The sequence below is a fragment of the Uliginosibacterium sp. H1 genome, from assembly GCF_036017065.1.
Taxonomy (GTDB): Bacteria; Pseudomonadota; Gammaproteobacteria; order Burkholderiales; family Rhodocyclaceae; genus Uliginosibacterium.
This window is the reverse complement of the sequence record NZ_JAYXHR010000003.1, coordinates 22,569-43,890: the sequence shown is the minus strand read 5'-3', so window position 1 is coordinate 43,890 and position 21,322 is coordinate 22,569. Positions and strand designations below refer to the sequence as shown.

General features: G+C 67.1%; 19 protein-coding genes. 8 read left to right on the top strand and 11 right to left on the bottom strand.

What is annotated here, in order from left to right:
• Nucleotides 1–52 precede the first annotated feature (52 nt).
• The gene (locus VVD47_RS16950; RefSeq protein WP_327604696.1) at nucleotides 53–466 is read left to right on the top strand and encodes a hypothetical protein; all 414 of its coding nucleotides are present in this window, start codon (nucleotides 53–55) and stop codon (nucleotides 464–466) included.
• A gap of 6 nt (nucleotides 467–472) precedes the next feature.
• Here the strand turns inward: VVD47_RS16950 and VVD47_RS16945 are convergent, their stop codons facing one another.
• From VVD47_RS16945 to VVD47_RS16910, 8 genes are all read right to left on the bottom strand, one after another.
• Nucleotides 473–1,708 (bottom strand): hypothetical protein, encoded by a 1,236-nt coding sequence (locus VVD47_RS16945; RefSeq protein WP_327604695.1) that lies wholly within the window; start codon nucleotides 1,706–1,708, stop codon nucleotides 473–475.
• The gene (locus tag VVD47_RS16940) at nucleotides 1,705–2,583 is read right to left on the bottom strand and encodes an ABC transporter ATP-binding protein (protein WP_327604694.1); all 879 of its coding nucleotides are present in this window, start codon (nucleotides 2,581–2,583) and stop codon (nucleotides 1,705–1,707) included. The genes VVD47_RS16945 and VVD47_RS16940 overlap by 4 nt, the downstream gene beginning before the upstream one ends.
• Nucleotides 2,584–2,593: 10 nt before the next feature.
• Complete coding sequence (locus tag VVD47_RS16935) at nucleotides 2,594–2,974, bottom strand: GntR family transcriptional regulator (RefSeq protein ID WP_327604693.1); 381 nt, start codon at nucleotides 2,972–2,974, stop codon at nucleotides 2,594–2,596.
• A 272-nt stretch (nucleotides 2,975–3,246) separates the two neighbouring features.
• Entirely contained in the window at nucleotides 3,247–4,830 is a 1,584-nt protein-coding gene (locus tag VVD47_RS16930) for a gamma-glutamyltransferase family protein (RefSeq protein ID WP_327604692.1), read from the bottom strand.
• 53 nt (nucleotides 4,831–4,883) lie between these two features.
• Entirely contained in the window at nucleotides 4,884–5,288 is a 405-nt protein-coding gene (hpxZ, locus tag VVD47_RS16925) for an oxalurate catabolism protein HpxZ (RefSeq protein WP_327604691.1), read from the bottom strand.
• Between the two features lie 113 nt (nucleotides 5,289–5,401).
• Nucleotides 5,402–8,020, bottom strand: coding sequence for a branched-chain amino acid ABC transporter ATP-binding protein/permease (locus tag VVD47_RS16920; RefSeq protein WP_327604690.1), 2,619 nt, complete (start codon nucleotides 8,018–8,020; stop codon nucleotides 5,402–5,404).
• On the bottom strand, nucleotides 8,017–8,895 hold the full coding sequence (locus tag VVD47_RS16915; RefSeq protein ID WP_327604689.1) for a branched-chain amino acid ABC transporter permease: 879 nt from the start codon (nucleotides 8,893–8,895) through the stop codon (nucleotides 8,017–8,019). Before VVD47_RS16915 ends, VVD47_RS16920 begins: the two co-directional genes overlap by 4 nt.
• Nucleotides 8,896–9,136: 241 nt before the next feature.
• Nucleotides 9,137–10,348, bottom strand: coding sequence for an ABC transporter substrate-binding protein (locus tag VVD47_RS16910; RefSeq protein ID WP_327604688.1), 1,212 nt, complete (start codon nucleotides 10,346–10,348; stop codon nucleotides 9,137–9,139).
• A 256-nt stretch (nucleotides 10,349–10,604) separates the two neighbouring features.
• On the opposite strand from VVD47_RS16910, the gene VVD47_RS16905 reads away from it, so the two are divergent.
• The 5 genes from VVD47_RS16905 (at nucleotide 10,605) to VVD47_RS16885 (ending at nucleotide 15,583) form a co-directional block, all read left to right on the top strand.
• Nucleotides 10,605–11,099 (top strand): hypothetical protein, encoded by a 495-nt coding sequence (locus VVD47_RS16905; RefSeq protein WP_327604687.1) that lies wholly within the window; start codon nucleotides 10,605–10,607, stop codon nucleotides 11,097–11,099.
• Nucleotides 11,096–12,016: a polysaccharide deacetylase family protein gene (locus VVD47_RS16900; protein WP_327604686.1), complete on the top strand. Its 921-nt coding sequence runs from the start codon at nucleotides 11,096–11,098 to the stop codon at nucleotides 12,014–12,016. Before VVD47_RS16905 ends, VVD47_RS16900 begins: the two co-directional genes overlap by 4 nt.
• Before the next feature lie 60 nt (nucleotides 12,017–12,076).
• Nucleotides 12,077–13,282 (top strand): amidase, encoded by a 1,206-nt coding sequence (locus tag VVD47_RS16895; protein ID WP_327604685.1) that lies wholly within the window; start codon nucleotides 12,077–12,079, stop codon nucleotides 13,280–13,282.
• Nucleotides 13,283–13,413: 131 nt separating this feature from the next.
• Nucleotides 13,414–14,238 (top strand): GntR family transcriptional regulator, encoded by an 825-nt coding sequence (locus VVD47_RS16890; protein WP_327604684.1) that lies wholly within the window; start codon nucleotides 13,414–13,416, stop codon nucleotides 14,236–14,238.
• Nucleotides 14,239–14,422: 184 nt separating this feature from the next.
• Nucleotides 14,423–15,583, top strand: a complete 1,161-nt coding sequence (locus tag VVD47_RS16885; RefSeq protein WP_327604683.1) for an ROK family transcriptional regulator — start codon at nucleotides 14,423–14,425, stop codon at nucleotides 15,581–15,583.
• Between the two features lie 604 nt (nucleotides 15,584–16,187).
• On the opposite strand, the gene VVD47_RS16880 is transcribed toward VVD47_RS16885, so the two are convergent.
• Nucleotides 16,188–18,389, bottom strand: coding sequence for a RelA/SpoT family protein (locus VVD47_RS16880; RefSeq protein WP_327604682.1), 2,202 nt, complete (start codon nucleotides 18,387–18,389; stop codon nucleotides 16,188–16,190).
• 194 nt (nucleotides 18,390–18,583) lie between these two features.
• On the opposite strand from VVD47_RS16880, the gene VVD47_RS16875 reads away from it, so the two are divergent.
• Together VVD47_RS16875 and VVD47_RS16870 are read left to right on the top strand one after the other, a co-directional pair.
• Nucleotides 18,584–19,357, top strand: a complete 774-nt coding sequence (locus VVD47_RS16875; protein WP_327604681.1) for a zinc-dependent peptidase — start codon at nucleotides 18,584–18,586, stop codon at nucleotides 19,355–19,357.
• A 210-nt stretch (nucleotides 19,358–19,567) separates the two neighbouring features.
• The gene (locus VVD47_RS16870) at nucleotides 19,568–19,963 is read left to right on the top strand and encodes a host attachment protein (protein ID WP_327604680.1); all 396 of its coding nucleotides are present in this window, start codon (nucleotides 19,568–19,570) and stop codon (nucleotides 19,961–19,963) included.
• A gap of 101 nt (nucleotides 19,964–20,064) precedes the next feature.
• Here the strand turns inward: VVD47_RS16870 and VVD47_RS16865 are convergent, their stop codons facing one another.
• Both VVD47_RS16865 and VVD47_RS16860 read right to left on the bottom strand, forming a co-directional pair.
• Nucleotides 20,065–20,703: a TetR family transcriptional regulator gene (locus VVD47_RS16865; protein ID WP_327604679.1), complete on the bottom strand. Its 639-nt coding sequence runs from the start codon at nucleotides 20,701–20,703 to the stop codon at nucleotides 20,065–20,067.
• Nucleotides 20,704–20,713: 10 nt separating this feature from the next.
• Nucleotides 20,714–21,322, bottom strand: a complete 609-nt coding sequence (locus VVD47_RS16860) for a TetR/AcrR family transcriptional regulator (protein ID WP_327604678.1) — start codon at nucleotides 21,320–21,322, stop codon at nucleotides 20,714–20,716.

The window sequence follows — 21,322 nt, the reverse complement described above, 5'->3', positions numbered from 1 at the left end:
TCATCCCTTCGCCTGTCCCACTTCGTTCGTCATGGCCGGTCTGCAAAGCTTCATGTGGAGAACCCGCCTGTCGTGGCCGGAAACGGTCGCGACGGCCGAACTCGTCATCACGCGCTGGAACACGGTGACCCCCTTCACCACCAAGACCGACCAGCGCGAACGCATCTGGACGGCCCGCCACAGCACCACCCCGCAACCGTTCATGGTGATCGCGCAGGACAACCTGTCCGGCAGCGCGCCGCGCATCGGCAACCCGCTGCCGATGCTGCTGCTGCTCGGCATGGCCCTGCAGAAACCCGACGCCTTCGACCTCATCTTCGCCAACGGCCAGAAGATCGACCCGCAGCGTTTCGAACTCGCCGACCTCACCGGCCTGCTGCCGCACGCCACGCATGCGGCACATCGCAAGCTGGCAGAGCTGTCGCTGCAGCCGACGCCGCCTGCGGCACCGCCAACTGCAGCCTAGCTCCGCCTATAACTCCAGCCGGCGCCAGCGCCAGACTCCCACTGCGGCAAAAGCCGCTGCATGCATGACCAGCGCACTCGCGGCGACGGCCATGGCAGCCAGATACTCGTCACCCAGTGCGGTCTGCCACGCGTCATGCAGCATGAACAGCGCGAGCACGACCGCAAGGTGGAAGCCGATGCGCGCACAGATCCATCCGTAAGACAGCCTCCCCCCGACCCAACACAGGCCTGAGAACAGGAACGCGCATCTCAGCAGCGCAAACTGGCAAACCAGCCCCATCGCCTCCCGCCATTCGAGCCCACCGAAACTCGCAATGATCGCCAGCAACAGCCCCATGGCGAATGTGTCCGCGAGCCCATTCCGGCTCGCAGCGCCGAATCCAAGTCCCAGCAGCTGCATGCGCGATGCGCCCGCCAACCAGCGCAATCTCAGCAGAGCTGTGTCGGCGCCCCGCGGGTCGAGCAGCAGGAAACTGGTCATAGTGAAGTAAGCAAGAAATGGCTGCGAAGCTGTCACACCCCGATGAATCAGCATGCAGGCCAAGACGACAGCGGCGGAAATGACGAACGAGTCGCGTAGAACGCCAACCCGCGAAGATTGCATTCGAACCCGACCAGCTGCTTGGCGGAAACCATCGGAGAACGGTTCTGGGCGCGTCGTAAGAGTCCTGAAAACCCAGACGAGCAGCACCACCGTACCCGCCACCTGCAACGTGATGCCCCAAGCACCTGGAACGTACTGAAGCATCACGACGGGTATGGCTATCCACATGCCATGCCGGTCGTAGCCGCGTCCGCGAACGGTGCGGAGCATCTGGTCAAGGCTGCTGGGGAAGATTCCAACGCAGCATGTAACCGCCACGAATACCAGACCCAATCTGGCGGTACCCGAGGGAAGTGTGGCGGCCGCGAGTCCTGCGGCCAGCAATGCCAGTGCAGCCCAACCCCACACCCCGTCGCGCATGCGTCGCCGGAAATCCGGCAACAGATGCGCGGTCTCCGCGCGAGCCAGGGCCGCCATACGCATCAGTCCCTTGCCAAGCAACATGAACGACGCGGTGAAAAGGCCGAATGCGGCGAATACGCCGAGGCCCTCCCACACCCACTCCGCACGACTCCCCAGTGAGACATGACCCTGCGCCACCAACTGGGCGACCAGGAACGAGATGAGTGTCAGTATGAACACGGCAGACTGGCGCGGCGATGCCCACCATGCATAGCGGGTCACCACGGCACTCATTGCAGGTACTCCACCACGAAGTCCTCGACGTTCAGGGCGCGGGACTCGATATCTGCGTCCAAGGCGCGACGCAGCACGTCCAGAGAAAGCCGACTCGTGTCGATCAGCGCCCGCACCGAACCCATCCCGCTGGGTCGCCAGGACAGGATTCCGTCATGTTCAGGGCGCGCAACAGGTCCCTGGCGCCCTGCAATCAGACAAAGCAAGACGTCCTGCTTGATGGAGTCAGCCTCACGCAGGAACGGCAGCCCGCCCTCCTCCAGCACCGCGAGGTGCGACGCAAGACGCTCCAGATCACTGAGTACATGCGTAGAGAAAACGATTGCGGTGTCGTGATCGGCTTGTAACTCGGCCAGCGTCGCGGCCACCTCGCGACGCACCACCGGGTCCAGACTCGCGACCGGTTCGTCCAGCACCAGGAGGTCCGGCCGGTGCCCCATTGCCAGCACGAGGGCAAGCAGCTGACGCTCCCCGCCGGACAATTTGTCGGCTCTTGTCTGCAGCGGTACCGCAAAGCGCTGTACCAACTCGTTCGCCCAAGGCCTGGACCAGTTCGGCTGCCAGCCTTCCATCATGTCCAGCAACTCCTTGCCCGAAAGAAGGGCCGGAACGTCGCCACCCTGCGCCACGTAGCCAAGGCGCGATTTAGCCTGCGCGGACATTGACGCTGCTGATTCACCAAACACCCGCGCTTCGCCACCGTCCGGAAATGCCAACCCCAGCAGACACCGCAGCAGCGTGGTCTTGCCGGCGCCGTTGCGACCAACGAGCCCCAGGGTTTCACCCGCACGGATGTTCAGGGAGATATCCCGCAGAACCGGCTTTCCAGCCATCTTGCGCTGCAGTCCATGTGCCTCGATCAATGCTGTGTTCATACGCGTCTCCTCACTTTGTGCCGCCCATCCGTTTGCGCAGGGCGGCGACGACCTGCGCCTGCGTCAGGCCCAGTTGAGCCGCCTCCTTCACCACGCGGTCCAGCGCGGGCGCCAGCAGATCGATAGCCTGCTCGTTCCCTGCGTCGGCACCGTCCGCCACCGACATCGCTGCGCCGCGGTTCCTTTGCAGCACGCCCTCCGCCTCCAGCAACGAGTAGGCCTTGGAGATCGTCATCGGATTGACCGCATGCGTGGCCGCGATGGCCCGCACCGACGGCAGCTCGTCGCCGGCTCGTAGCTGGCCGGCGACGATCAGACGGCGCACCTGGTCCATCAACTGGCGATAGATGGGCTCCGGCAGATGCGGATCGAGATGGAAGCGGCTCGGCATGGAGGAATACTAGTGTATTAACACACCAATACACAAGACAGGCAAGGAATCCCCAGCGCCTCGCAGTGGATGGCGCCTGGCTCCAGTCATGTCCGTCGCTTCTGCGCGGGCAGGAGCCCGGCGGTTCTGAACGACATTGAGGCCCTGACTTCGCAGGAACGACAAGCTACCGATCCGAAATGCGCAGGGTTATCCCACCTATGGCGCACTACGGCGCACCCATGGCACCCAAGGCGATCTCGCGATCCCGAGGGAACCGGGCGGACGGTCAGCTAGACGCCCGCGCAGGCCCCATCTGCACGCGGGTCTGTCGCGCCCTCGATGCGGCCATCCGGATGGAAGGCGACGGCACCGGCGTGGCCCATCATGTCCTCGAAGGCGCCCACCACCTGGATGTCATGGCCGGCGGCGCGCAGGGCGTCGATGACCTGCGGGGCGATGCGTGATTCCAGCTTGAGGTTGGTGGAGTCTTCGCCCCAGGTCTTGCCCAGCAGCCAGCGTGGTGCCGTCACGGCGGCCTGCATGTCCTGGCCGAACAGCACGTGCCGCGTGAAGACCGCGGCCTGCGTCTGCGGCTGGCCTTCGCCGCCCATGGTGCCGTAGGCCAGCACGCGACCGTCCTTAAGTTGCGCCAGCGCGGGGTTCAATGTGTGGAAAGGCAGGCGGCCCGGCAGCAGCGCGTTGGGGCCGGGTGCCAGCGTGAAGGACGCGCCGCGGTTCTGCCACTGCACGCCACTCTCCGGCAATACCAGGCCGCTGCCGAACTCCCAGAACACGCTCTGGATGTAGCTGACCACCCTGCCCTGCGCATCGGCGGCGCCCATCCAGATGGTGTCGCCGGGCTTTGCGACTTCCGGCCAAGGCGCGGCGCGCTGCATGTCGATGGCACGCGCCTCGGCATCCAGTACGGCGTCGCTGAGCGCTTCACGCGGATCGGCCGTCATGTACGCGGGGTCGCCGACGTGGCGATTGCGCCAGCGGAAGGCACGCTTGGTGGACTCGACCAGGCCGTGGAGGTGCGCGAAGCCCTCCGCCTCCTTCACGCCCAGGCGGTCGAACAGCGCGATGATGTTCAGCGAGGACACGCCCTGCGTCGGTGGCGGCTGGTTGAAGACGCGACCAACCGACAATTGCACGGACAGGGGCTCGACGACGCTGGCGCGGTAGCCGGCGATGTCGGCGAGGCGCAGCGGGCTGCCGAGTGCTTCGAGGTCGCGCGCGATGCTGCGTGCCAGATCGCCACGGTAGTAGTCGTCCAGGCCAGCCTCGGCAAGACGCGCGAGCGTCGCGGCGATGCGCGGCTGCTTCAGCGTATCGCCTACCTGCGGCTGGCCATCGGCAGCGAAGGCCTCGACGAAGCCCGGCACGTCCTTCAGCTCATTCCATTTGGATTTCGTCAGCGCAGCCTGTGAAGGCGTCACCGTGACGCCGTCCTGCGCATGACGGATCGCATCCGCCAGCAGACTTGATAGCGGCAGGGCCTTGCCCCAGGGCGCCGCGACGTCCAGTGCCGCCTGCCAGCCACCCACCGCGCCGGCCACCGTCAGCGCGGCACGCGCACCGCGCGCCGGAATCGATGTGTCGCCGTGGTCGCGGTAGAACGCCTGGTCGGCCAGCGCGGCAGACTGGCCACAGGCCCGCACCGCCACCGGGGCCTTGCCGGGTTCGGCGATCAGCCAGAAGCCGTCGCCACCAATGCCATTCATGTGCGGGTACACCACTGCGATGGCCGCCGCGGCGGCCACCATCGCCTCCACCGCGTTGCCCCCTTCACGCAGGACGGCGGCACCTGCCTGCGCGGCGAGGTGATGGGGCGCGGTCACCATACCGCCACGACAGCTTCTACTATGCAACATGGGTTTTCTTGATTGAGAATTTTCGGATCGGATACACGACAGTGACGGAATCGTCAGCCTGCCGGCGCATCCATCAGCGACACGTGGGCGGACACCACCTTCCAGCCGTCCGGCGTGCGCATCCAGGTCTGGCTCTGCCGCCCGAGGCGCGGGTTGCCATCCCGCTGGAACTCGGTGTTGGCAGTCGCGAAATCGCGGCCATAGGTGGTGATCACCGTGTTGTAGATGCTGCGCGCCAGCCCCTTCGACGACCGCCCGGCACGGAAGGCCTGGATCTGGGCATAGCCGTAGAGGTTCTCGGTGGCACCGTAGCGCAGGGTGTGCGTGCTGTCCCAGAACAAGGCGTCGAGTGCCTCGACGTCGTTGCTCACCAGCGCGGCTTCGTAGCGCTGGAAGGCGGCGGTCACTTCGGCCAGCACTTCCGGAATGTTGATGTCTTGCGGGATGTCGATGCTCATCGTTTCTCAGGTCTCCCGGTGTGTGTGTGCCCCTGGCTGGGGCGCCGTCGTTCCTGCGCAGGCAGGAATGACGGAAAGGTTCTCTCAGTACCACCTGCTCAGTCCCCACCTGCTCAATGCCCGCCCAGGTAGGCCCGCGTCAGCGCATCGTCGGCGGCAATCTCCGCCGCCGTCCCCTGCGCCACCACACGCCCACCTTCGATGACGTAGGCGCGGTCCGCCAGCGCCAGTGCGAGGGCCGCCATCTGGTCCACCAGCAGGAGGGTCATCGATTCGCTGCGCAGGCGGTCCAGCGCGGCGAACAGTTCCTCGATGATCTTCGGTGCCAGGCCCAGCGAAGGCTCGTCCAGCAACAGCAGTTTCGGCTGCGCCATCAGCGCGCGTGCAATCGCCAGCATCTGCTGTTCGCCGCCGGACAGCAAGCCCGCGCGCTGGTGCAGGCGCTCGCGCAGGCGCGGGAAGCGTTGCAGCATCTCCTCCACGCGGGCTTCGCGTCCGTCCGGCTTCAGGAAGGCGCCGAGGCGGATGTTGTCCAGCACGCTCAGTTCGGGGAAGACCTGGCGGCCTTCCGGCACCAGCACCAGACCCATGCCGACGATGCGGTCCGCACGCAGCAGTCCCAGCTCGGTGCCGCCCAGGTGCATGCCACCCTGTACCGGCCGATGCAGCCCGGCCAGCGTGCGCATCAGCGTGGACTTGCCGGCACCATTGGCGCCCAGCAGCGCAACCATCTCGCCCTGCCGCACCTGCAGGCTCACGCCCTGCAACACCGGCTCGGCGCCGTAGCCGGTGCTCAGGCTGCCAACGCCCAGCAGTTCCGGCGCATGCTCGTCGGCCTTCCGTCGCGTGGTCGAAGACGCGAGGCGTGCCGCGCTGTCGCCTTCGCCCAGGTAGGCGCGCCGCACCGCCGGGTTCTGCTGCACTTGCGCCGGCGTGCCTTCGGCCAGGTAGTGGCCGGCATCCAGCACGACGATGTGGTCGGACACGCCCATCACCAGCGCCATGTCGTGCTCCACCACCAGCACGCCGATGCCGGCGTCGGCGATCCGGCGCAGCAGCGCTGACAGGCGCTCCTTGTCCTCGCGCGACAGGCCGGCGGCCGGTTCGTCCAGCAACAGCACGTCCGGGTCGGTGGCCAGCGCGCGGGCGATCTCGACGAGGCGGCGGTCCACGTGCGGCAGGTCTGCCGCCGTGGCGTCCAGCCTGCCCTGGTAGCCGCACCATGCCAGCAGGGCGGCGGCGCGCTCACGTGCCTGCGGCGCACGGATGCGTGCCGCGCCGAGCAAGCCGCCGAGGCGACCCCGCGGCAGGGCGAGCGCGACGTTGTCCTCCACGCTCAGGCTGCCGAACAGCTGCGAGGTCTGGTAGCTACGCGCCACGCCGCCGCGCGCAATGCGCCAGGCACCACTGCCCTGCAGTGCCGCGTCACCCAGTTTGAAGCTGCCGGCACTCGGGCGATAGAAGCCGCTCAACATGTTGAGCGCGGTGCTCTTGCCCGCGCCATTCGGGCCGATCAGGCTGATGACCTTGCCCGGCAGCACGCGGAAGGAGAGTTCGCTGACCGCACGCACGCCGCCGAAGATCATCGACAGACCGCTGGCCTGCACTTCGCGACGCGCCCGGCCATCCAGCTTCAGGGGCAGGGTCGCCTCCGTGCGCGGCGCCATCGCGGCTGCCGGCCGGCCGAAACGGCTGCGCACAACCGCGACCGCCTTGGCGAGCAGGCCGACCATGCCCTCCGGTGCGACCCACAGCACCACCAGCAGCAGGGCGCCGAAGAACAGCAGACGGTATTCCTCCAGGCTGGACAGCAGTTCCGGCAGCAGGCCGACGATGATGGCGCCCACCAGCGGCCCGGTGATGGAGCCAGCGCCGCCGATCATCACCACCAGCACGAAAAGGATGGACTGGATGAAACCGAAGGTGTGCGGCGTGACAAAGCCCGACAGCGGTGCGTACAGCCCGCCCGCCAGCCCCGCCAGCAAGGCCGACACCGCGAAGGCCACGGTCTTGATGACAAGCGGGTTGAGGCCAATGGATTCCGCTGCGGTTTCCGAGTCGCGCACCGCGCGCAGCGCCGCGCCCCAGGTGCCGCGCGACAGGCGCACGAAGGCGATCAAGGCCAGCGCCGCGGCCAGCAGGCCCAGCACGGCAATCGCCCGCTCGCCCCGCAGGGCCTCGACACCCAGCGACGGCGCGGCGATACCCATGATGCCGTTCTGCCCGCCGGTGAGCTCGCGCATCTCCACCGCGCTGTGCTCCACGATGAAACCGAAGGCGATGGTCACCATCGCCAGGTAGGGGCCTTTCACCCGCAAGGCAGGCAAGGCCAGCAGCGCGCCCATGGCCCCGGCGAACAGCGCACCGAGCGGCCAGGCCAGCCAGAAGCTGATGCCGGCCTTGGTGGTGAGGATGGAGACGACGTAGGCGCCCAGCGCGTAGAAGCCGACGTGCCCGAAGGACACCTGCCCGCTGAGGCCCAGCAGCACGTTGAGGCCGATGCCGACGATGGCCAGCAGCGCCACGTTGGCCAGGACGTACACGTAGTAGCCATTGACCGTGGCGGCCAGCCCGACGCATGCCGCGAGCAGCACGGCACCGGCCAGCCATTGCGGCAGGGTTGCAATGCCGCCGATGAGCACGCCCCCACCTGCAGGCGACGCGGTATTACGGACCGGTGCCTGGGTCAGCGCAGCAGCCATTTTCGTGACGGGAGATTGCGGGGCGTTCATACCTTGCGCACCTCCGCGCGACCGAACAGCCCGTTGGGCCGCACCGCCAGCACCAGGATGACCAGCGCGAAGCTGATGATCTGCGTGTAACCGGAGCCGAGCGTGGCGGTGATGAGCGCTTCCGCCGCACCGAACAGCAGGCCGGCGATCATCACGCCCCAGGCACTGCTGATGCCACCGAGGATGGCGACCGCGAAGGCCTTGAGACCGAACAGCGTGCCCATGTCGGCATTGACGTTGAACAGCGGCGCGATCAGCACGCCGGCGATGCCGGCGAACAGCGTGGACAGCGCGAAGGCACCGGCCACCACGCGGGTGATGGGGATGCCCATCAGGCGCGCCGCGTCGCGGTTCTGCACCACCGCCAGCATGGCCGTTCCCCAGCGGGTGCGACGGGCGACGAAATGCAGCACGGCAGCGAGCAGCAGGCCCACCACCGGAATGAGAAGTTGCAGCGGATACACGCCCAGCCCCAGCCCGCCGATGTCAATCGGCGTCTGCGCCAGCGGCGACGGCAGGCTGCGCGGCTCCTTGCCGAAGGAGAACATGACGAGGTTGTCGAGCACGATGCCCAGCGCGACGGTGGACATCAGCCAGGCATTCGAGCCGCGGCTGGCGAAGGGTCGCACCGCGAGGATCTCCACCAGCAGGCCGTACAGCGCGCACAACGCGAGTGCCAACAGGATGGCCAGCCACATCGGCCAGCCCAGCGCCTTGGCGAAGCCGAAGGTCAGCACCGCGCCCAGCATCATGGAGCTGCCCTGCGCGAAGTTCACGGTGCCGGACACCGCGTAGGTTACGTGGAAGCCCAGCGCCATCAGCCCGTACATGCTGCCGAGGCCGATGCCGCTGATGAGGGCGGAGAGGAGAAGCATCAGATCAACCTTGTTCGTTTCTTCTTGTGGATGCGGGGAGCCGTGCTCCCCCGCTTCCGTCGCTCCTGCGAAGGCAGGAGCCCTGCGTCGTTGTTGTCTTCCGGTGTCGGTGCCGATTCAACGACACTGCAACGACACCGGATTCCCGCACGGTCCCCGAGCCTGTCGAGGGGCGCGGGAATGACGGGATCGGGCGGTGAATACGCTTGCGAACCGATCCCGTTGATCGACGTATCGACTGTTACTGTTTCGAGGTCATGCCCACCGGCAGGATGTAGTCATCGATGAAATACGCCCACACGTAGTCGTTCTCGGTGATGGCGTCATGCACCGTCGGCGTGAAGGGCTTGTCGTAGGTCTTGATCAGGCCTTCGTACCTGCCGATCTTGTAGAAGCCCTGGCGGACCGCGTCACCATTGGTGGAACCGGCGTTGGTGATCGCCAGCGCGGCCAGTTGGACGCCGTCGTAGGCATTGGCGACGCCGACGGCCGGAGTGATGTCATCCACCGCCTTGATGTCCGGGTACTTCGCCTGCAGGGCCTTGATGACCTTCTGGCCGACCGGCGACTGCTTGCCGAAGAAGCTGTAGGTCTGCACGAAGTGCACGTTCTTCGCGTTCGGACCGGCCAGCTCGGTGAAGCGGCCACCCGCCGGACCCCAGTGCGACACCACCGGAACCTTCCAGCCCATGCGGTCCAGCGACTTCACGACCTGCGCGGACGGGCCGACGTTGCCGACCATGAACAGCGCATCGGCGCCCGCGGCCTTCAGGCGGGTCAGTTGCGGCACGACGTCCACGTCACTGGCTTCGAACTTCTCCACGCCAACGGCCTTCATGCCCTTGGCCGCCAGCGCGGCATGCAGGCCCTTCTCGTTCGATTCACCCCAGGGATTGTTCACCAGGATCATGCCGGGCTTGGCAGCACTGAAGGTCTTCTGCGCGTAGCCCAGCATGGCGCGGTTGACGATCTCGTCCACCGCCGACACGCGGAAGGCGAAGTTGGGGTTGGCACCATTCTGGGTGATCGGCGTACCGGCTGCCCACGGCCCCATGAACGGCACCTTCTCCTGGTTGGCCAGTTGCACGATGGCGATGGATACGGGCGTATCCAGTCCACCGAACAGCACGGCCACCTTCTCCTTGTAGATCAGCTCGCGCGCGGCGGTCACGCCCTTGGCCGGGTTGCCTTCGTCATCGCGACGCACCAGCTCCAGCTTGCGACCACCCAGCACGCCACCCTTGGCATTGATCTCCTCGATGGCGATGGTCATGCCGCGGGTGATGGCCTCGCCGGCCAGGGCGGACTGGCCGGACAGCGCCGTCACCAGGCCGATCTTGATCGGGTCGGCCGCGTACGCAGGCAGGCCGGCAGACAGCGATGTCGCCATGGCGGCCGCGATGAAACTGCGGCGGCCCAGGACACTGACGAAGGAACGGGTGTTGCGATTCATGTGTGTTCTCCAGCAAGCGCATGAGGAAGGCCCGGAAAACCGGACCGGACAAACCGGGCAGCCGCGGAACGCTCCGCTCGCCGCCATCGCTCCTCTTGAGCAAAGCCCGTGCCAGTGTGGGCATAACTGGACACACAACGCGCACACCAGTGAATACACATTGTGGACAATGCGGCACGACATTTGCTGACAATCAAACCGTATTGCCTGTAGCCAACCCTGCGCACCCTGACGGTGCGAAAACGGACGAAACACCATGAGCCATGCATCACAAGCGGGCACGACGCCCGCACCGGGCAATGCCGCCCCGCAGGCCCCCGGCGCCATCGTCGAGGCGTTCCTGAGCCTCATCATGATTCCGGACCCGGAGGCCGCCAGCCGCTTCGTGTCACCACAGATGACCATCCGCTTCACCGGTGGCCGCGCGATGGCGAAGCCCGCGGACTGCACGGCCTTCAATGCCGGCCGCTACGCCTGGGTGAAGAAGAAGTTCGAACGCACGGACGTCGTGCGCGGCGCCAGCGACGAGGAGGCGGTGGTCTACAACATCGGCACCCTGTATGGCGCCTGGCCCGATGGCACCCCGTTCGAGGGCAACCGCTACGTCGACCGCTACGTGCTGCGCGATGGTCTCATCGTGCAGATGGACGTATGGAACGACAGCGCCGAATGGATGCTGGTGCGCGCCGGCCTCGCCGCCCCCTGGGCCACGCCCATGAATCCGGACCACAAGACCGGAGCAGCGGCATGAGCAACTTCGGTCCGCTGACCCATCACGCGCGCTTTCCCTACAGCGCCATCACCCGGCGCGCCGACTACGACTGGCCGGCACCCGACGGAAGCCATACCAGCAGGGCGCCGCGGCTGGCGGTGTACATCGGCTTCAACCTGGAGCACTTCGCTTTCGGCGAGGGCCTGGGCGCGAAGATCGGCCCGGTGTCGCCGGAACCGGATGTGCTCAACTACAGCTGGCGCGAGTACGGCAACCGCGTAGGGGCATGGCGCTGCCTGGAACTCTTCGACCAACTGGCGCTGCCCACCGGCTGCATCGTCAACACCGCGCTCTACGACCACAGCCCGGAGCTGGTGGCCGCCTTCGCGGCGCGGGGCGACGAGCTGATCGGCCACGGGCACAGCAACTCCGTGCGCCAGGCCGAACTCGGCGAGACCGGCGAGCACGCCCTTCTCGGCTACTGCCGCGAGCGCATTGCCCGCGAGAGCGGCACCGCGCCGCGCGGCTGGCTGTCACCCTGGATCTCCGAGAGCCACCTGACGCCCGACCTGCTGGCCGAGACCGGCTACACCTACAACCTCAACTGGTGTCACGACGACCAGCCCCATCGCATGCAGACCCGCAGCGGCCGCCACCTGTGGGCCGTTCCCTACCCGCAGGAGCTGAACGACATTCCGATGATCATCGCGCGGCAGATGGACGGGAAGGATTTCGCGCAGATGATTGTCGACAATTTCGACGAGATGTTGTCACAATCGAAACGCCAGCCACTGGTCATGGGCATCGCCCTCCACCCCTACCTCGTCGGCCAGCCTTACCGCCTGCGCCATCTGCGTCGCGCGCTGGAGCACATCTGTCGCGCGAGGGACACTGGCGAGGCATGGATCACCACGCCAGGCGCCATCTGTGCCCACGTCGAGAGCCTCGGCCTGTAGCAGCGATGCCGCTGCGTCCCTGGCCCCTCCATCATTGAAGAATCAGGAACCGGTTTCACCATGAGCAGCACCACCACCTTTCCCATCGACGACACCGTCAACGCCTGGGTCCCGCACGGCCGCTTCATCATCGACGGCGCACCTTCTGGCCCGCTGGCCGGCCTGCGCTTTGCCGTGAAGGACGTGTTCGACGTGGCCGGACACCCCACCGGCGCCGGCAATCCCACCTGGCTCGCCACCCACGCCGTGCCCCAGGTGAGCAGCGCGCTCGTCAACCAGTTGCTCGCCGCCGGAGCGCAGCTTGCCGGCAAGGTGATCACCGATGAGCTGGCCTTCAGCATCCACGGCGACAACCAGCACTACGGCATGCCGATGAACGCGACTTCACCGGCGCGCATTCCCGGAGGCTCGTCGAGCGGATCGGTGGCAGCCGTCGCCGCGCATCTGGTGGATTTCGCGCTGGGCACCGACACCGGCGGCTCCACTCGGGTGCCGGCAAGTTATTGCGGGGTGTGGGGCCTGCGCACGACGCACGGGCTGCTGTCGCGCGAAGGCCTGGTTCCGCTGCACCCGAGCTTCGACACCGCGACCTGGTTCGCCCATGACGCCAGCACCTTCACCCGCGTGGGCGCTGCGCTGTTGTCTGCCAGCGACTTCCTTCCGCGCGGCGCCGTGCTGGTGGAGGAGGCATGCATGGAAGCGGAAGCACGTTTCCAGCCGCTGCTCGCCGCGGTGGCGGCGCAACTCGACGCGCAACTCGCCGAAGGCGCGCGCCGCGTCGCCATCGCGCCCGGCGAGAGCCTGGAGGACTGGCGTCGTACCTACGTCACGCTGGGCGCGCGCGAAGGCTGGGTGACGCATGGCGACTGGATCAACACCCACGCGCCGCGCTTCAGCGAGGCCATCACCGAACGCTGGCGCGCCGCCAGCGAAGTCACCGCGGAGACTGCGGAAGTCGCCGCGCAACGCCGCAAGACGATCCGGGCACAGGTACGCGCCGTGGTGGGGACGGATCGCGTGCTGATCGTGCCCTCCGCCGCCACCGCAGCGCCGTTGCGCGGGGCAGGCGGTGCGGAGATCGACGACATCCGCGCCCGCACGCTGCGCATCTGCTGCATCGCCGGGCTCGCCGGCCTGCCGCAGGTCAGCCTGCCGCTACGCGACGCCGACGGCTTGCCCGCCGGCGTGTCCTTGATCGGCCCCGTCGGCAGCGATCTGGCGCTGATCCGCCTCGCGGTGGACACATGGCGATCGCTGCAGGCCTGAGTGCGAGGTCGCGGCGTCTCTCGCGGTGTCTCCCCTCTTAAGCAATGGATGCGCGGCACCGCTGAAACGGCGACAATCGCCTCCGCGCATTCCACGCCCCGCCATTGTCGACAGGGATTGTTGAACACATCATGGCCCGACCCGCCAAGCCCAGCACCGCAAAGCCCCCGGCCCGCAGCAGGAGCAAATCCGCCGGCGCGTCCCGCGTTGCCCCCGCTCCCGCCAGAAAACGCGCCGTTGCGGACGAGCAGGCACTGCTGAACACGGGCCTGCCCGGCATGCGCACCGGCGACGATGTGGAGACGCGCATCTACAACACCGTCTTCGAAAGCGTCATGACCCAGCGCCTGACCCCCGGCACCAAGCTGCCCGAGTCATCGCTGTGCGAGCTCTTCGACGTCAGCCGCGCCACCGTGCGCAAGGTGCTGCAGACCCTGGCGCATGACCACATCGTGGAGCTGCGTCCCAACCGCGGCGCCGTGGTGGCCGCGCCCACGCCGGAAGAGACGCGCAAGATCTTCGAGGCGCGCCGCGCGCTGGAAGCCGCCATCGTGCGGCTGGCGACCCAGCACGCCACCCGCGCCGACCTCAGCGCCCTGCGCAAGCAGCTCGCGCAGGAACACGAGGCCATGCACCGCTTCGACCAGCCGTCCTGGGCGCGCCTAGCCAGTTCCTTCCACCTGCGCCTGGCAGAACTCGCCCGCAACCCCATCCTGCAGCGATACCTGGTCGAGCTGGTGTCGCGCTGCTCGCTGATCGTCGCGTTGTACGAACCCCCGGGCAATGCCTCCTGCGAGCACGACGAGCACGCCCGCATCGTCGACTTCATCGAACACGGCGACGCCGACGCCGCCGTGCGCGTGATGGACGAGCACCTGCTGGAACTGGAGCGCAACGTCTGCGTGGAGCGGGAAAGCGCCAACAAGAGCCTGGCACGCATGCTGGGCATGGGCTGAGCAGGCCGGGGCACGGAAATCGTTCCCGGCCTCAGGCAGGCATCCGGACGGACGCCCCGGGCCGGCGTCAACGCCGCGAAAACCCCACTATCGCTGGCGATCAGGGCTGAATGACAGTCTGCGCGACACTGCTACAATCCGCGCGCAGACAAAACACAAACAGAACCTTGGCCGAGAACGAAAAATGACGATTACCGGCGACCAGAAGTTCCTGAAGAACATCAACCGTATGGCCCTGGTTCGGCTGATCCGCAGCGAACCCGGACTGTCCCGCGCCGACCTGGCGACCCACACCGGCCTCACCAAGTCCACCGTCAGCCTGCTGGTCCAGGAGCTGATCGACGAGGGCTGGCTGGCCGAGGACGATGCGCTGGTCACCGGCAGCATCGGCCGCCGACCCACCCCGCTGCGACTGGACACCACGCGCCTGGCGCTCATCGGCGGCGACCTCAGCCTCGACTTCGTGGAAGCCACCGCCACCACGCTCACCGGCGAAGTGCTGGAAATCGTGACGCGGCAGAACCCGCGCAACGATGTCGACGAAATCCTCGCGGCACTGGCCGACGCCATCCTCACCGTATCCCGCCATGTGCAGGACCAGGGCCGCAGCATCCTCGGCCTGGGCATCGGCGTGCCGGGGCCGGTACACGCCAGCAGCGGCGTGCTGCGCTCCTCTGCGGCGGCCGGCTGGAAGGACGTGCCGGTGCGTGCCGCCCTCGAACAACACCTGACGGCGGGCGGCCTGCCGATCCAGCCGATCCTGCTGCAGCGGCGCGCCGCCTGCGCCGCACTCGGCGAAGTCGAGTTCGCCAGCATGCAGATCGATGAGCCGCTGCTGTACATCCACCTTGGCCTCAACGTCGGTGCCGGCATGTTCGTGCGCGACCGCCTGCTGTCCGGCCACGGCGGCTTTGCCGGCGACGTCGGCCATCAGCAACTGGTGCCGGACGGCCCGCTGTGCACCTGCGGCCGCCACGGCTGCGCCGAGGCGCTCATCAGCCTGCGCGCCATGTCGGAAGCGCTGGGCGTGACGCCCAACGAATTCAAGGCCCGCCTGGCCGTCGGGGACTCCAAGGCGCACGACGTGCTGCGCTACGCCGGGCATTACCTGGGCGTGATGCTGCACAACCTGTGGTCCACCTTCGACCCGGCGCAGATCGTCCTGGGTGGCCCCTGCTGCCGCCTGGGCGATGCCTACGTGGACGCCGCGCGCAACACGCTCAACCAGCTGGCGGCGCAAGCCGGGCTCAGCTCGCCCAACGTGACCGTGACCCGCTTCGGCGAACACGCCGTGTCCATCGGCGCCACCGCGCTGGTCTTGCACCAGCTGGTCCGCCCGGTCTGAGACGTACCGCCCGACCGCTCGATGACTGGAAAAGCCGACCTGCGGGTCGGCTTTTTCATGCCGTGATTTTACGTTCCGACACACAATTTGTACGCAGGTCGGACCAACACGCATAAACCCACGGGCTCGCTGCGCCCTTCATCTCGGCAGCCGATGTCATCGACATGGCTCCACCACTGCCGGGAAACGGCGCAAAAAAAAGGCGACCGGAGAGGTCGCCTTGAAATACTTCAGAGACAAAACACGCGCTCAGCTCGCGCTGAAGCGCCACTGCAGCCGGAGCCACCGTGGACTGACCACGGTCAAGGACGGTTTGTTCCGGCACAAACCGCCCCAGCCGCCGACCCGGTGTTGCCACCGGACCGACCACTTCCTGCAGCGACCCGATACCACCGGGTCGGCCACGTTTGTTCGTATTGTGCACCAATTGAAAATTTAGTAAAAGCGCCCGGACTATTGTTTGCGTACTGCATCACACGCCGCCGGATAACCGCGGCCAATGCCGGGACGAGTGGATGGTGGCCGCAGCCAGCGGGCAGACGTGGGGGCGCTACGGAGGGGAAAAGGCTGGAAAGGCGGGAAAAGCGGCAGCGTCTGGCGGCGATCAGCCGCGGCTGGCAGAACTGACGCCGTCCACCCCGCCGATCTGCTGCAGCATGCGCTGCATCAGGGTGCCGCTGCTCACCTCGATGGTGAAGCGCATGTAGGCGCGCCCACTGCGTGACACGGTGTTCACGCCGATAACATTCACCTTGTCGCGCGAGAACACGTCCGAGATGTCGCGCAACAGGCCCTGGCGGTCCTGCGCCTCGATGACGACGTCCACCGGGTAGACATCGACCTTGCCGGCCTCCGGCGTCACGCCGCCGCCCCATTCGGCCGGCACGATGCGTTCCGGATGGCGCTGGGCGATGTGCTGGAAACTGCGGCAGTCGCTGCGGTGGATCGACACGCCACGGCCCCGCGTCACGAAGCCCTGGATGCGGTCCGGCGGCACCGGCTTGCAGCAGCGCGCCAGTTGCGTGAGCAGGCGTCCCACACCGACGACCAGGATCTTGTCCGGAGACTCGGTGGCCCGGCTCTCGCCGATCACCAGTTCCGGTTCCAGCGCCGTGTTGACCGGCCGCTGGAAGGCGCTGTGGATCTGCCGCGAGCCGACGTCACCGCGGCCGACCGCCAGGAAGAAGCCTTCCGCGTCCTTGAAGCCGAGGCGCTCGGCCAGCAGTTCGAGGTTGGCCTGGGTCTCGCCCATGCGCTGCAGTTCCTTCGTCACCAGGGCACGCCCCTGGGCGACGGTATCCTCCTCCTCCTGCGCGACGAACCAGCGCCGCACCTTGGCACGCGCATTGGCGGTCGCCAGGTAGCCGAGCTGCGGGTTGAGCCAGTCACGCGACGGCCCGCCCTGCTTGGCGCTGATGATCTCCACCTTCTGCCCGTTGGTGAGCGGCGTGTCCAGCGGCACCATCTGGCCGTCCACCTTGGCGCCACGGCAGCGATGGCCGAGGTCTGTGTGCAGGCGGTAGGCGAAATCGATGGGCGTCGCGCCGGCCGCCATGTCGATGACGCGGCCCTGCGGTGTCAGCACGTAGATGGTGTCGTCCAGCGCGGCGCGCTTGGTCTGTTCTTCCCACTCGGCCGCGTCGGTGACTTCGTCGCGCCACGACAGCAGCTGGCGCAGCAGGGCAATCTTCTCGTCATAGTCACCGCCGTGGGACGAGCCTTCCTTGTAGCGCCAGTGCGCGGCCACGCCCAGCTCGGCATGCTTGTGCATGTCGTAGGTGCGGATCTGCACCTCCAGCGCACGGCCATCGGCCGCGCGCACCGCCGTGTGCAGCGACTGGTAATTGTTGCCCTTGGGCTGGTTGATGTAGTCGTCGAACTCGTTCGGGATCGGCGTCCATAGCTCGTGCACCAGGCCCAGCACGGCGTAGCACTCCTCGACCGTGTGCACCAGTACCCGCAATGCGCGCACGTCATACACGTGGTCGAAGTCCAGGTCCTTCGAGCGCATCTTGTTGTAGATGCTGAAGATGTGCTTCGGCCGCCCATAGACCTCGGCCTGCACGCCCAGCTTGCCGACCTCGCGCTTCAGGGTTTCGATGACCTCGGCGATGAAGGCCTCGCGCTCGACACGGCGACCGTCGAGCATCTTCGCGATCTGCTTGTAGGTGTCCGGCTGCAGGAACCGGAAGGACAGGTCTTCCAGCTCCCACTTCAGCTGCCACACGCCCAGCCGGTTGGCGAGCGGGGCCAGCAGGTCGATGCTCTCGCGCGCCACTTCCGGCCGCACTTCGGCCGGCCGGCTGGCGAAGAAGCGCAGGGTCTGTACGCGCGAGGCGAGCCGCAGCAACACGACGCGGATGTCCTCGGCCATGCCGAGCACCATCTTGCGCAGCACTTCGGTCTGCGCGCGCAGATCGGCCGCGGTGGCGGAAGACTCTCCGCGTGCGCTCAGGCGCAGGCGGCTCAGGCGGCGCAGCCCTTCCACCAGGCGCGCCACCACCGAGCCGAAGCGTGCCTCGATGCGCTCGGCTGCGTCCTCCTCATGCTCGCCGATGGCGAACAGCAACGCGGCAAGACGCGTTTCCAGGTCGAGGCGCAAGGAAACGGCGATCAGCGCCATGCCCAGGGCATGTTCCCAGACGCCTTCGCGACTGCCCAGCAGGCGCTGGCCGTAAGCGGCCTGCGCCCAGGTGACGGCCTGCTCGAGATAGGAGACGGCCTCTTCGGGCAGCCCCTCGGCCAGCACGCGGGGTAGCGGCGTATCGATACTGGTGTTGGCGACGGAATGCTGGACGGAAACCATGGGCGCGATTATCCCACAGGGCTTCTTCGCGACCGGCGGACCATCGGGAATGTACTGACTGGTCAGACCGCGCTGTCTGCACATCACGACACAGGCAGTGCGCGCCCATGCCATCGCCCATGCCATCGCCCATGTCTTCGTTTATGTCCTCGTTTATCTCCTCGCCTGTGCCTCATTCGCCATACACTGACGCCATGCTCGATGCGCTCAGGCGACTGCTCTTACCCACCCCGCGCGCCACGATCAGCGATGACCTGTGGCGCAGCGCCGAGCGCCATCTCCCCTTCCTCGATCCGCTCGACGAGCAGGAGCGCGCGGACCTGCGCGCCATGGCGCTGGCCTTCCTGGAACGCAAGGTGTTCTCCGGCGCGCAGGGGCTGGTGCCCGGCAACGACCTGCGGCTGTCGGTCGCGCTGCAGGCCTGCCTGCCGGTGCTGAAGCTGGGACTGGGCGCCTACGACGGCTGGAGCGGCATCATCGTGTACCCCGGCGCCTTCGTGATCCCCCGCCGCAGCGTGGACGAAGACGGCGTGCTGCACGAGTACGACGAGGACGCGCTGGGCGAAGCCTGGGACGGCGGCCCGGTGGTGCTGGCCTGGTTCGACGACCCGGCCGACTACGACGGCGCCAACGTCGTCATCCACGAGTTCGCGCACAAGCTCGACATGCTCAACGGCCCGGCCGACGGCCTCCCGCCGCTGCATGCCGACATGGACGAGGATGCCTGGCTCGACACGCTGGACGATGCCTACGAGGACTTCTGTGCCCTGGTCGACGAAGCGGAAGCGCAGGACATGGACACCGCCATCGACAGCTATGCCGCCACCCACCCCTCCGAGTTCTTCGCGGTCACCAGCGAGGTGTTCTTCACCGATCCGGAGCTGCTGTCCGAAGACTATCCGGAGCTGTACGCCCAGTATTGCCTGTTCTACCGGCAGGATCCGCTCGCCCGCCTGCGCCGCGCCTAGAAAATGCCTTTGGCATTTCCGGGAATCCCCCTCGTGGCGCGGAATGCACGCAGGCCTCAAAAAAATATCGGCGCCAGTGCTGGCTCTGCGCCTGATCCGTCGTCATGTCTTTGTAACACCGCTGCTTGTCTGCCTATGCTGAGAGAACCGCCGCAGCCCGCGGCGGCATCCCATGTTTCACCCGATGGAACACTGCCGGAGGCATTCAACATGTCGATCACCTGGATTCTCGTCGCCAACGCCCGTCGCGCCCGCCTGTTCGCCAACCACGGCCCCAACAAGGGTCTGGAACTGGTGCAGGAAGCCAAGGCTGCCGAGGACCTGGTGATGCATCCGGCGGATGGACGTGCCTCGCCGCGCAGGGAGGGCAAGCCACCCTCGGCGAGGAGCTTTGCCCACCAGCTGGCCGGGGAGTTACAGCTAGGGCGAAGTAGGAACCGTTTTGCACGCGCCATCCTGGTGGCGCCGCCGGGATTCATGGGCTTGCTGAATGCCGAGCTGGATCACCCCACCGAGAAACTTGTCAGCACCCGCGTGGACAAGGACTACACCCGCACACCTACCCGGGAGCTGACCAGCGACCTGTCGCACTGCCTGTGCGCCTGAGGCAACATCTGCGCGCGTGAGCAACGCCTGGTACTGACGAAACAACGGGGAGCCATGGCTCCCCGTTCTGCCTGCAACCCCGGCCGCCGTGCCGGCTGGGCTCACGCGAGCGTGGCGCGCAGCGCCCGCGACTCCCGCAGCAATTCAAAGAAGGCATCGATCATCCGGCTGCCATCCCGCCGGATGTCGAACACCGCCGGCGCGCGCAACCAGTCGGCGATCACGCCACACAGCAGGCTATGGCAGGCCTGCGCGGCCAGCCTGTTGTCGAGTCCCGGTGGCAGTTGCTCCCGCAATTCAGCCGCGCGCAACAGCATCGCAAACTCGTCGATGGCCCTCGCACCCAGGGTGTTGGCCTGCTCGCACAGTGATGAGGGCATCGTGTGGCTGTGCGGCCCGCAGATCAGCATGATGACCACGCGCTGGAAGCGCGCATCCTGCTCGACATGCAGGAGGACGGTGTCGATCCGCTCGCGCAACGCACCGAGCGGATCGTCCGCCGCACGCCGGCGGGAGGAAGCCAGCGCGGCGCCGATGTGTTCCGCCGCGCGTGCCAGCATCGCGTCGAACACTTCTTCCTTGCTCTTGAAGTGCCAGTAGAAAGCGCCACGCGTCGCCCCCGCTGCGGCGGCGATGTCATCCAGCCGCGTCGCCGGGAAACCGCGCTCCGCAAACAGCTGCTCGGCGGCGTCGAGCAGGCGCGCGCGGGTGAGGGATGCCTCGTCGCGGGTGCGGCGCATGCCGGCCCGTTCAGCCCGTCAGCACCGCGCGGATGACGTTGCGCATGGGCGCCACCAGGCTGTCGAGGTCGAGATCGGGACAGGCCAGCGCCCGCTGGCGAATGCCTTCGAACATCGCCACCAGCATGTTGAGCCGCCCCTGTCGTGCCGGATCTTCGCGATACGCCGTGGCCTTGCCGCTGGACATCAGCAGCTCGTGCAGCCGGCCCAGCAGGATGCGGTCCGCCGCACGCACCTTGGCCGCCACCGCCGGATTGCGCGCCGCCTCGGCGCTGACCTCCAGCATCAGCGACACATAGGCTGGCTCGGTGTTGTGCGCCACCCCCTCGGCGGCGCGGTCCACCAGCACGTCCAGCACGTCGCGGCCGCCATCCACCAGGGTCTGCATGCGTTCCAGCACATCTTCGACATTGCGGTCGACGATGCCGAAGATGATCTCTTCCTTGCTGGCGAAGTAGTTGTAGATGTGCCCGGCGCTCATGCCGGCGCGCTTCGAGATCTCCGCCATGCTGGCACCGTGGAAGCCGTGCTCGCGGAAGCACCCGGCGGCCGCGTCCAGAACCTGGCAGCGACGCGCCTCGGCGCGCTCGGGGTCGTGATGCCTGCGGGGTGTGCTCAT

Bases quoted from the DNA above. Each gene is read 5' to 3' on its own strand.
- VVD47_RS16875 (WP_327604681.1), top strand. From the start codon at position 18,584: ATGCTCGATGCGCTCAGGCGACTGCTCTTACCCACCCCGCGCGCCACG.
- VVD47_RS16945 (WP_327604695.1), bottom strand. From the start codon at position 1,708: ATGAGTGCCGTGGTGACCCGCTATGCATGGTGGGCATCGCCGCGCCAG.
- VVD47_RS16885 (WP_327604683.1), top strand. From the start codon at position 14,423: ATGACGATTACCGGCGACCAGAAGTTCCTGAAGAACATCAACCGTATG.
- VVD47_RS16950 (WP_327604696.1), top strand. From the start codon at position 53: ATGTGGAGAACCCGCCTGTCGTGGCCGGAAACGGTCGCGACGGCCGAA.
- hpxZ (WP_327604691.1), bottom strand. From the start codon at position 5,288: ATGAGCATCGACATCCCGCAAGACATCAACATTCCGGAAGTGCTGGCC.
- VVD47_RS16870 (WP_327604680.1), top strand. From the start codon at position 19,568: ATGTCGATCACCTGGATTCTCGTCGCCAACGCCCGTCGCGCCCGCCTG.
- VVD47_RS16935 (WP_327604693.1), bottom strand. From the start codon at position 2,974: ATGCCGAGCCGCTTCCATCTCGATCCGCATCTGCCGGAGCCCATCTAT.
- VVD47_RS16940 (WP_327604694.1), bottom strand. From the start codon at position 2,583: ATGAACACAGCATTGATCGAGGCACATGGACTGCAGCGCAAGATGGCT.
- VVD47_RS16920 (WP_327604690.1), bottom strand. From the start codon at position 8,020: ATGAACGCCCCGCAATCTCCCGTCACGAAAATGGCTGCTGCGCTGACC.
- VVD47_RS16915 (WP_327604689.1), bottom strand. From the start codon at position 8,895: ATGCTTCTCCTCTCCGCCCTCATCAGCGGCATCGGCCTCGGCAGCATG.
- VVD47_RS16930 (WP_327604692.1), bottom strand. From the start codon at position 4,830: ATGTTGCATAGTAGAAGCTGTCGTGGCGGTATGGTGACCGCGCCCCAT.
- VVD47_RS16910 (WP_327604688.1), bottom strand. From the start codon at position 10,348: ATGAATCGCAACACCCGTTCCTTCGTCAGTGTCCTGGGCCGCCGCAGT.
- VVD47_RS16865 (WP_327604679.1), bottom strand. From the start codon at position 20,703: ATGCGCCGCACCCGCGACGAGGCATCCCTCACCCGCGCGCGCCTGCTC.
- VVD47_RS16905 (WP_327604687.1), top strand. From the start codon at position 10,605: ATGAGCCATGCATCACAAGCGGGCACGACGCCCGCACCGGGCAATGCC.
- VVD47_RS16880 (WP_327604682.1), bottom strand. From the start codon at position 18,389: ATGGTTTCCGTCCAGCATTCCGTCGCCAACACCAGTATCGATACGCCG.
- VVD47_RS16895 (WP_327604685.1), top strand. From the start codon at position 12,077: ATGAGCAGCACCACCACCTTTCCCATCGACGACACCGTCAACGCCTGG.
- VVD47_RS16860 (WP_327604678.1), bottom strand. From the start codon at position 21,322: ATGAGCACACCCCGCAGGCATCACGACCCCGAGCGCGCCGAGGCGCGT.
- VVD47_RS16900 (WP_327604686.1), top strand. From the start codon at position 11,096: ATGAGCAACTTCGGTCCGCTGACCCATCACGCGCGCTTTCCCTACAGC.
- VVD47_RS16890 (WP_327604684.1), top strand. From the start codon at position 13,414: ATGGCCCGACCCGCCAAGCCCAGCACCGCAAAGCCCCCGGCCCGCAGC.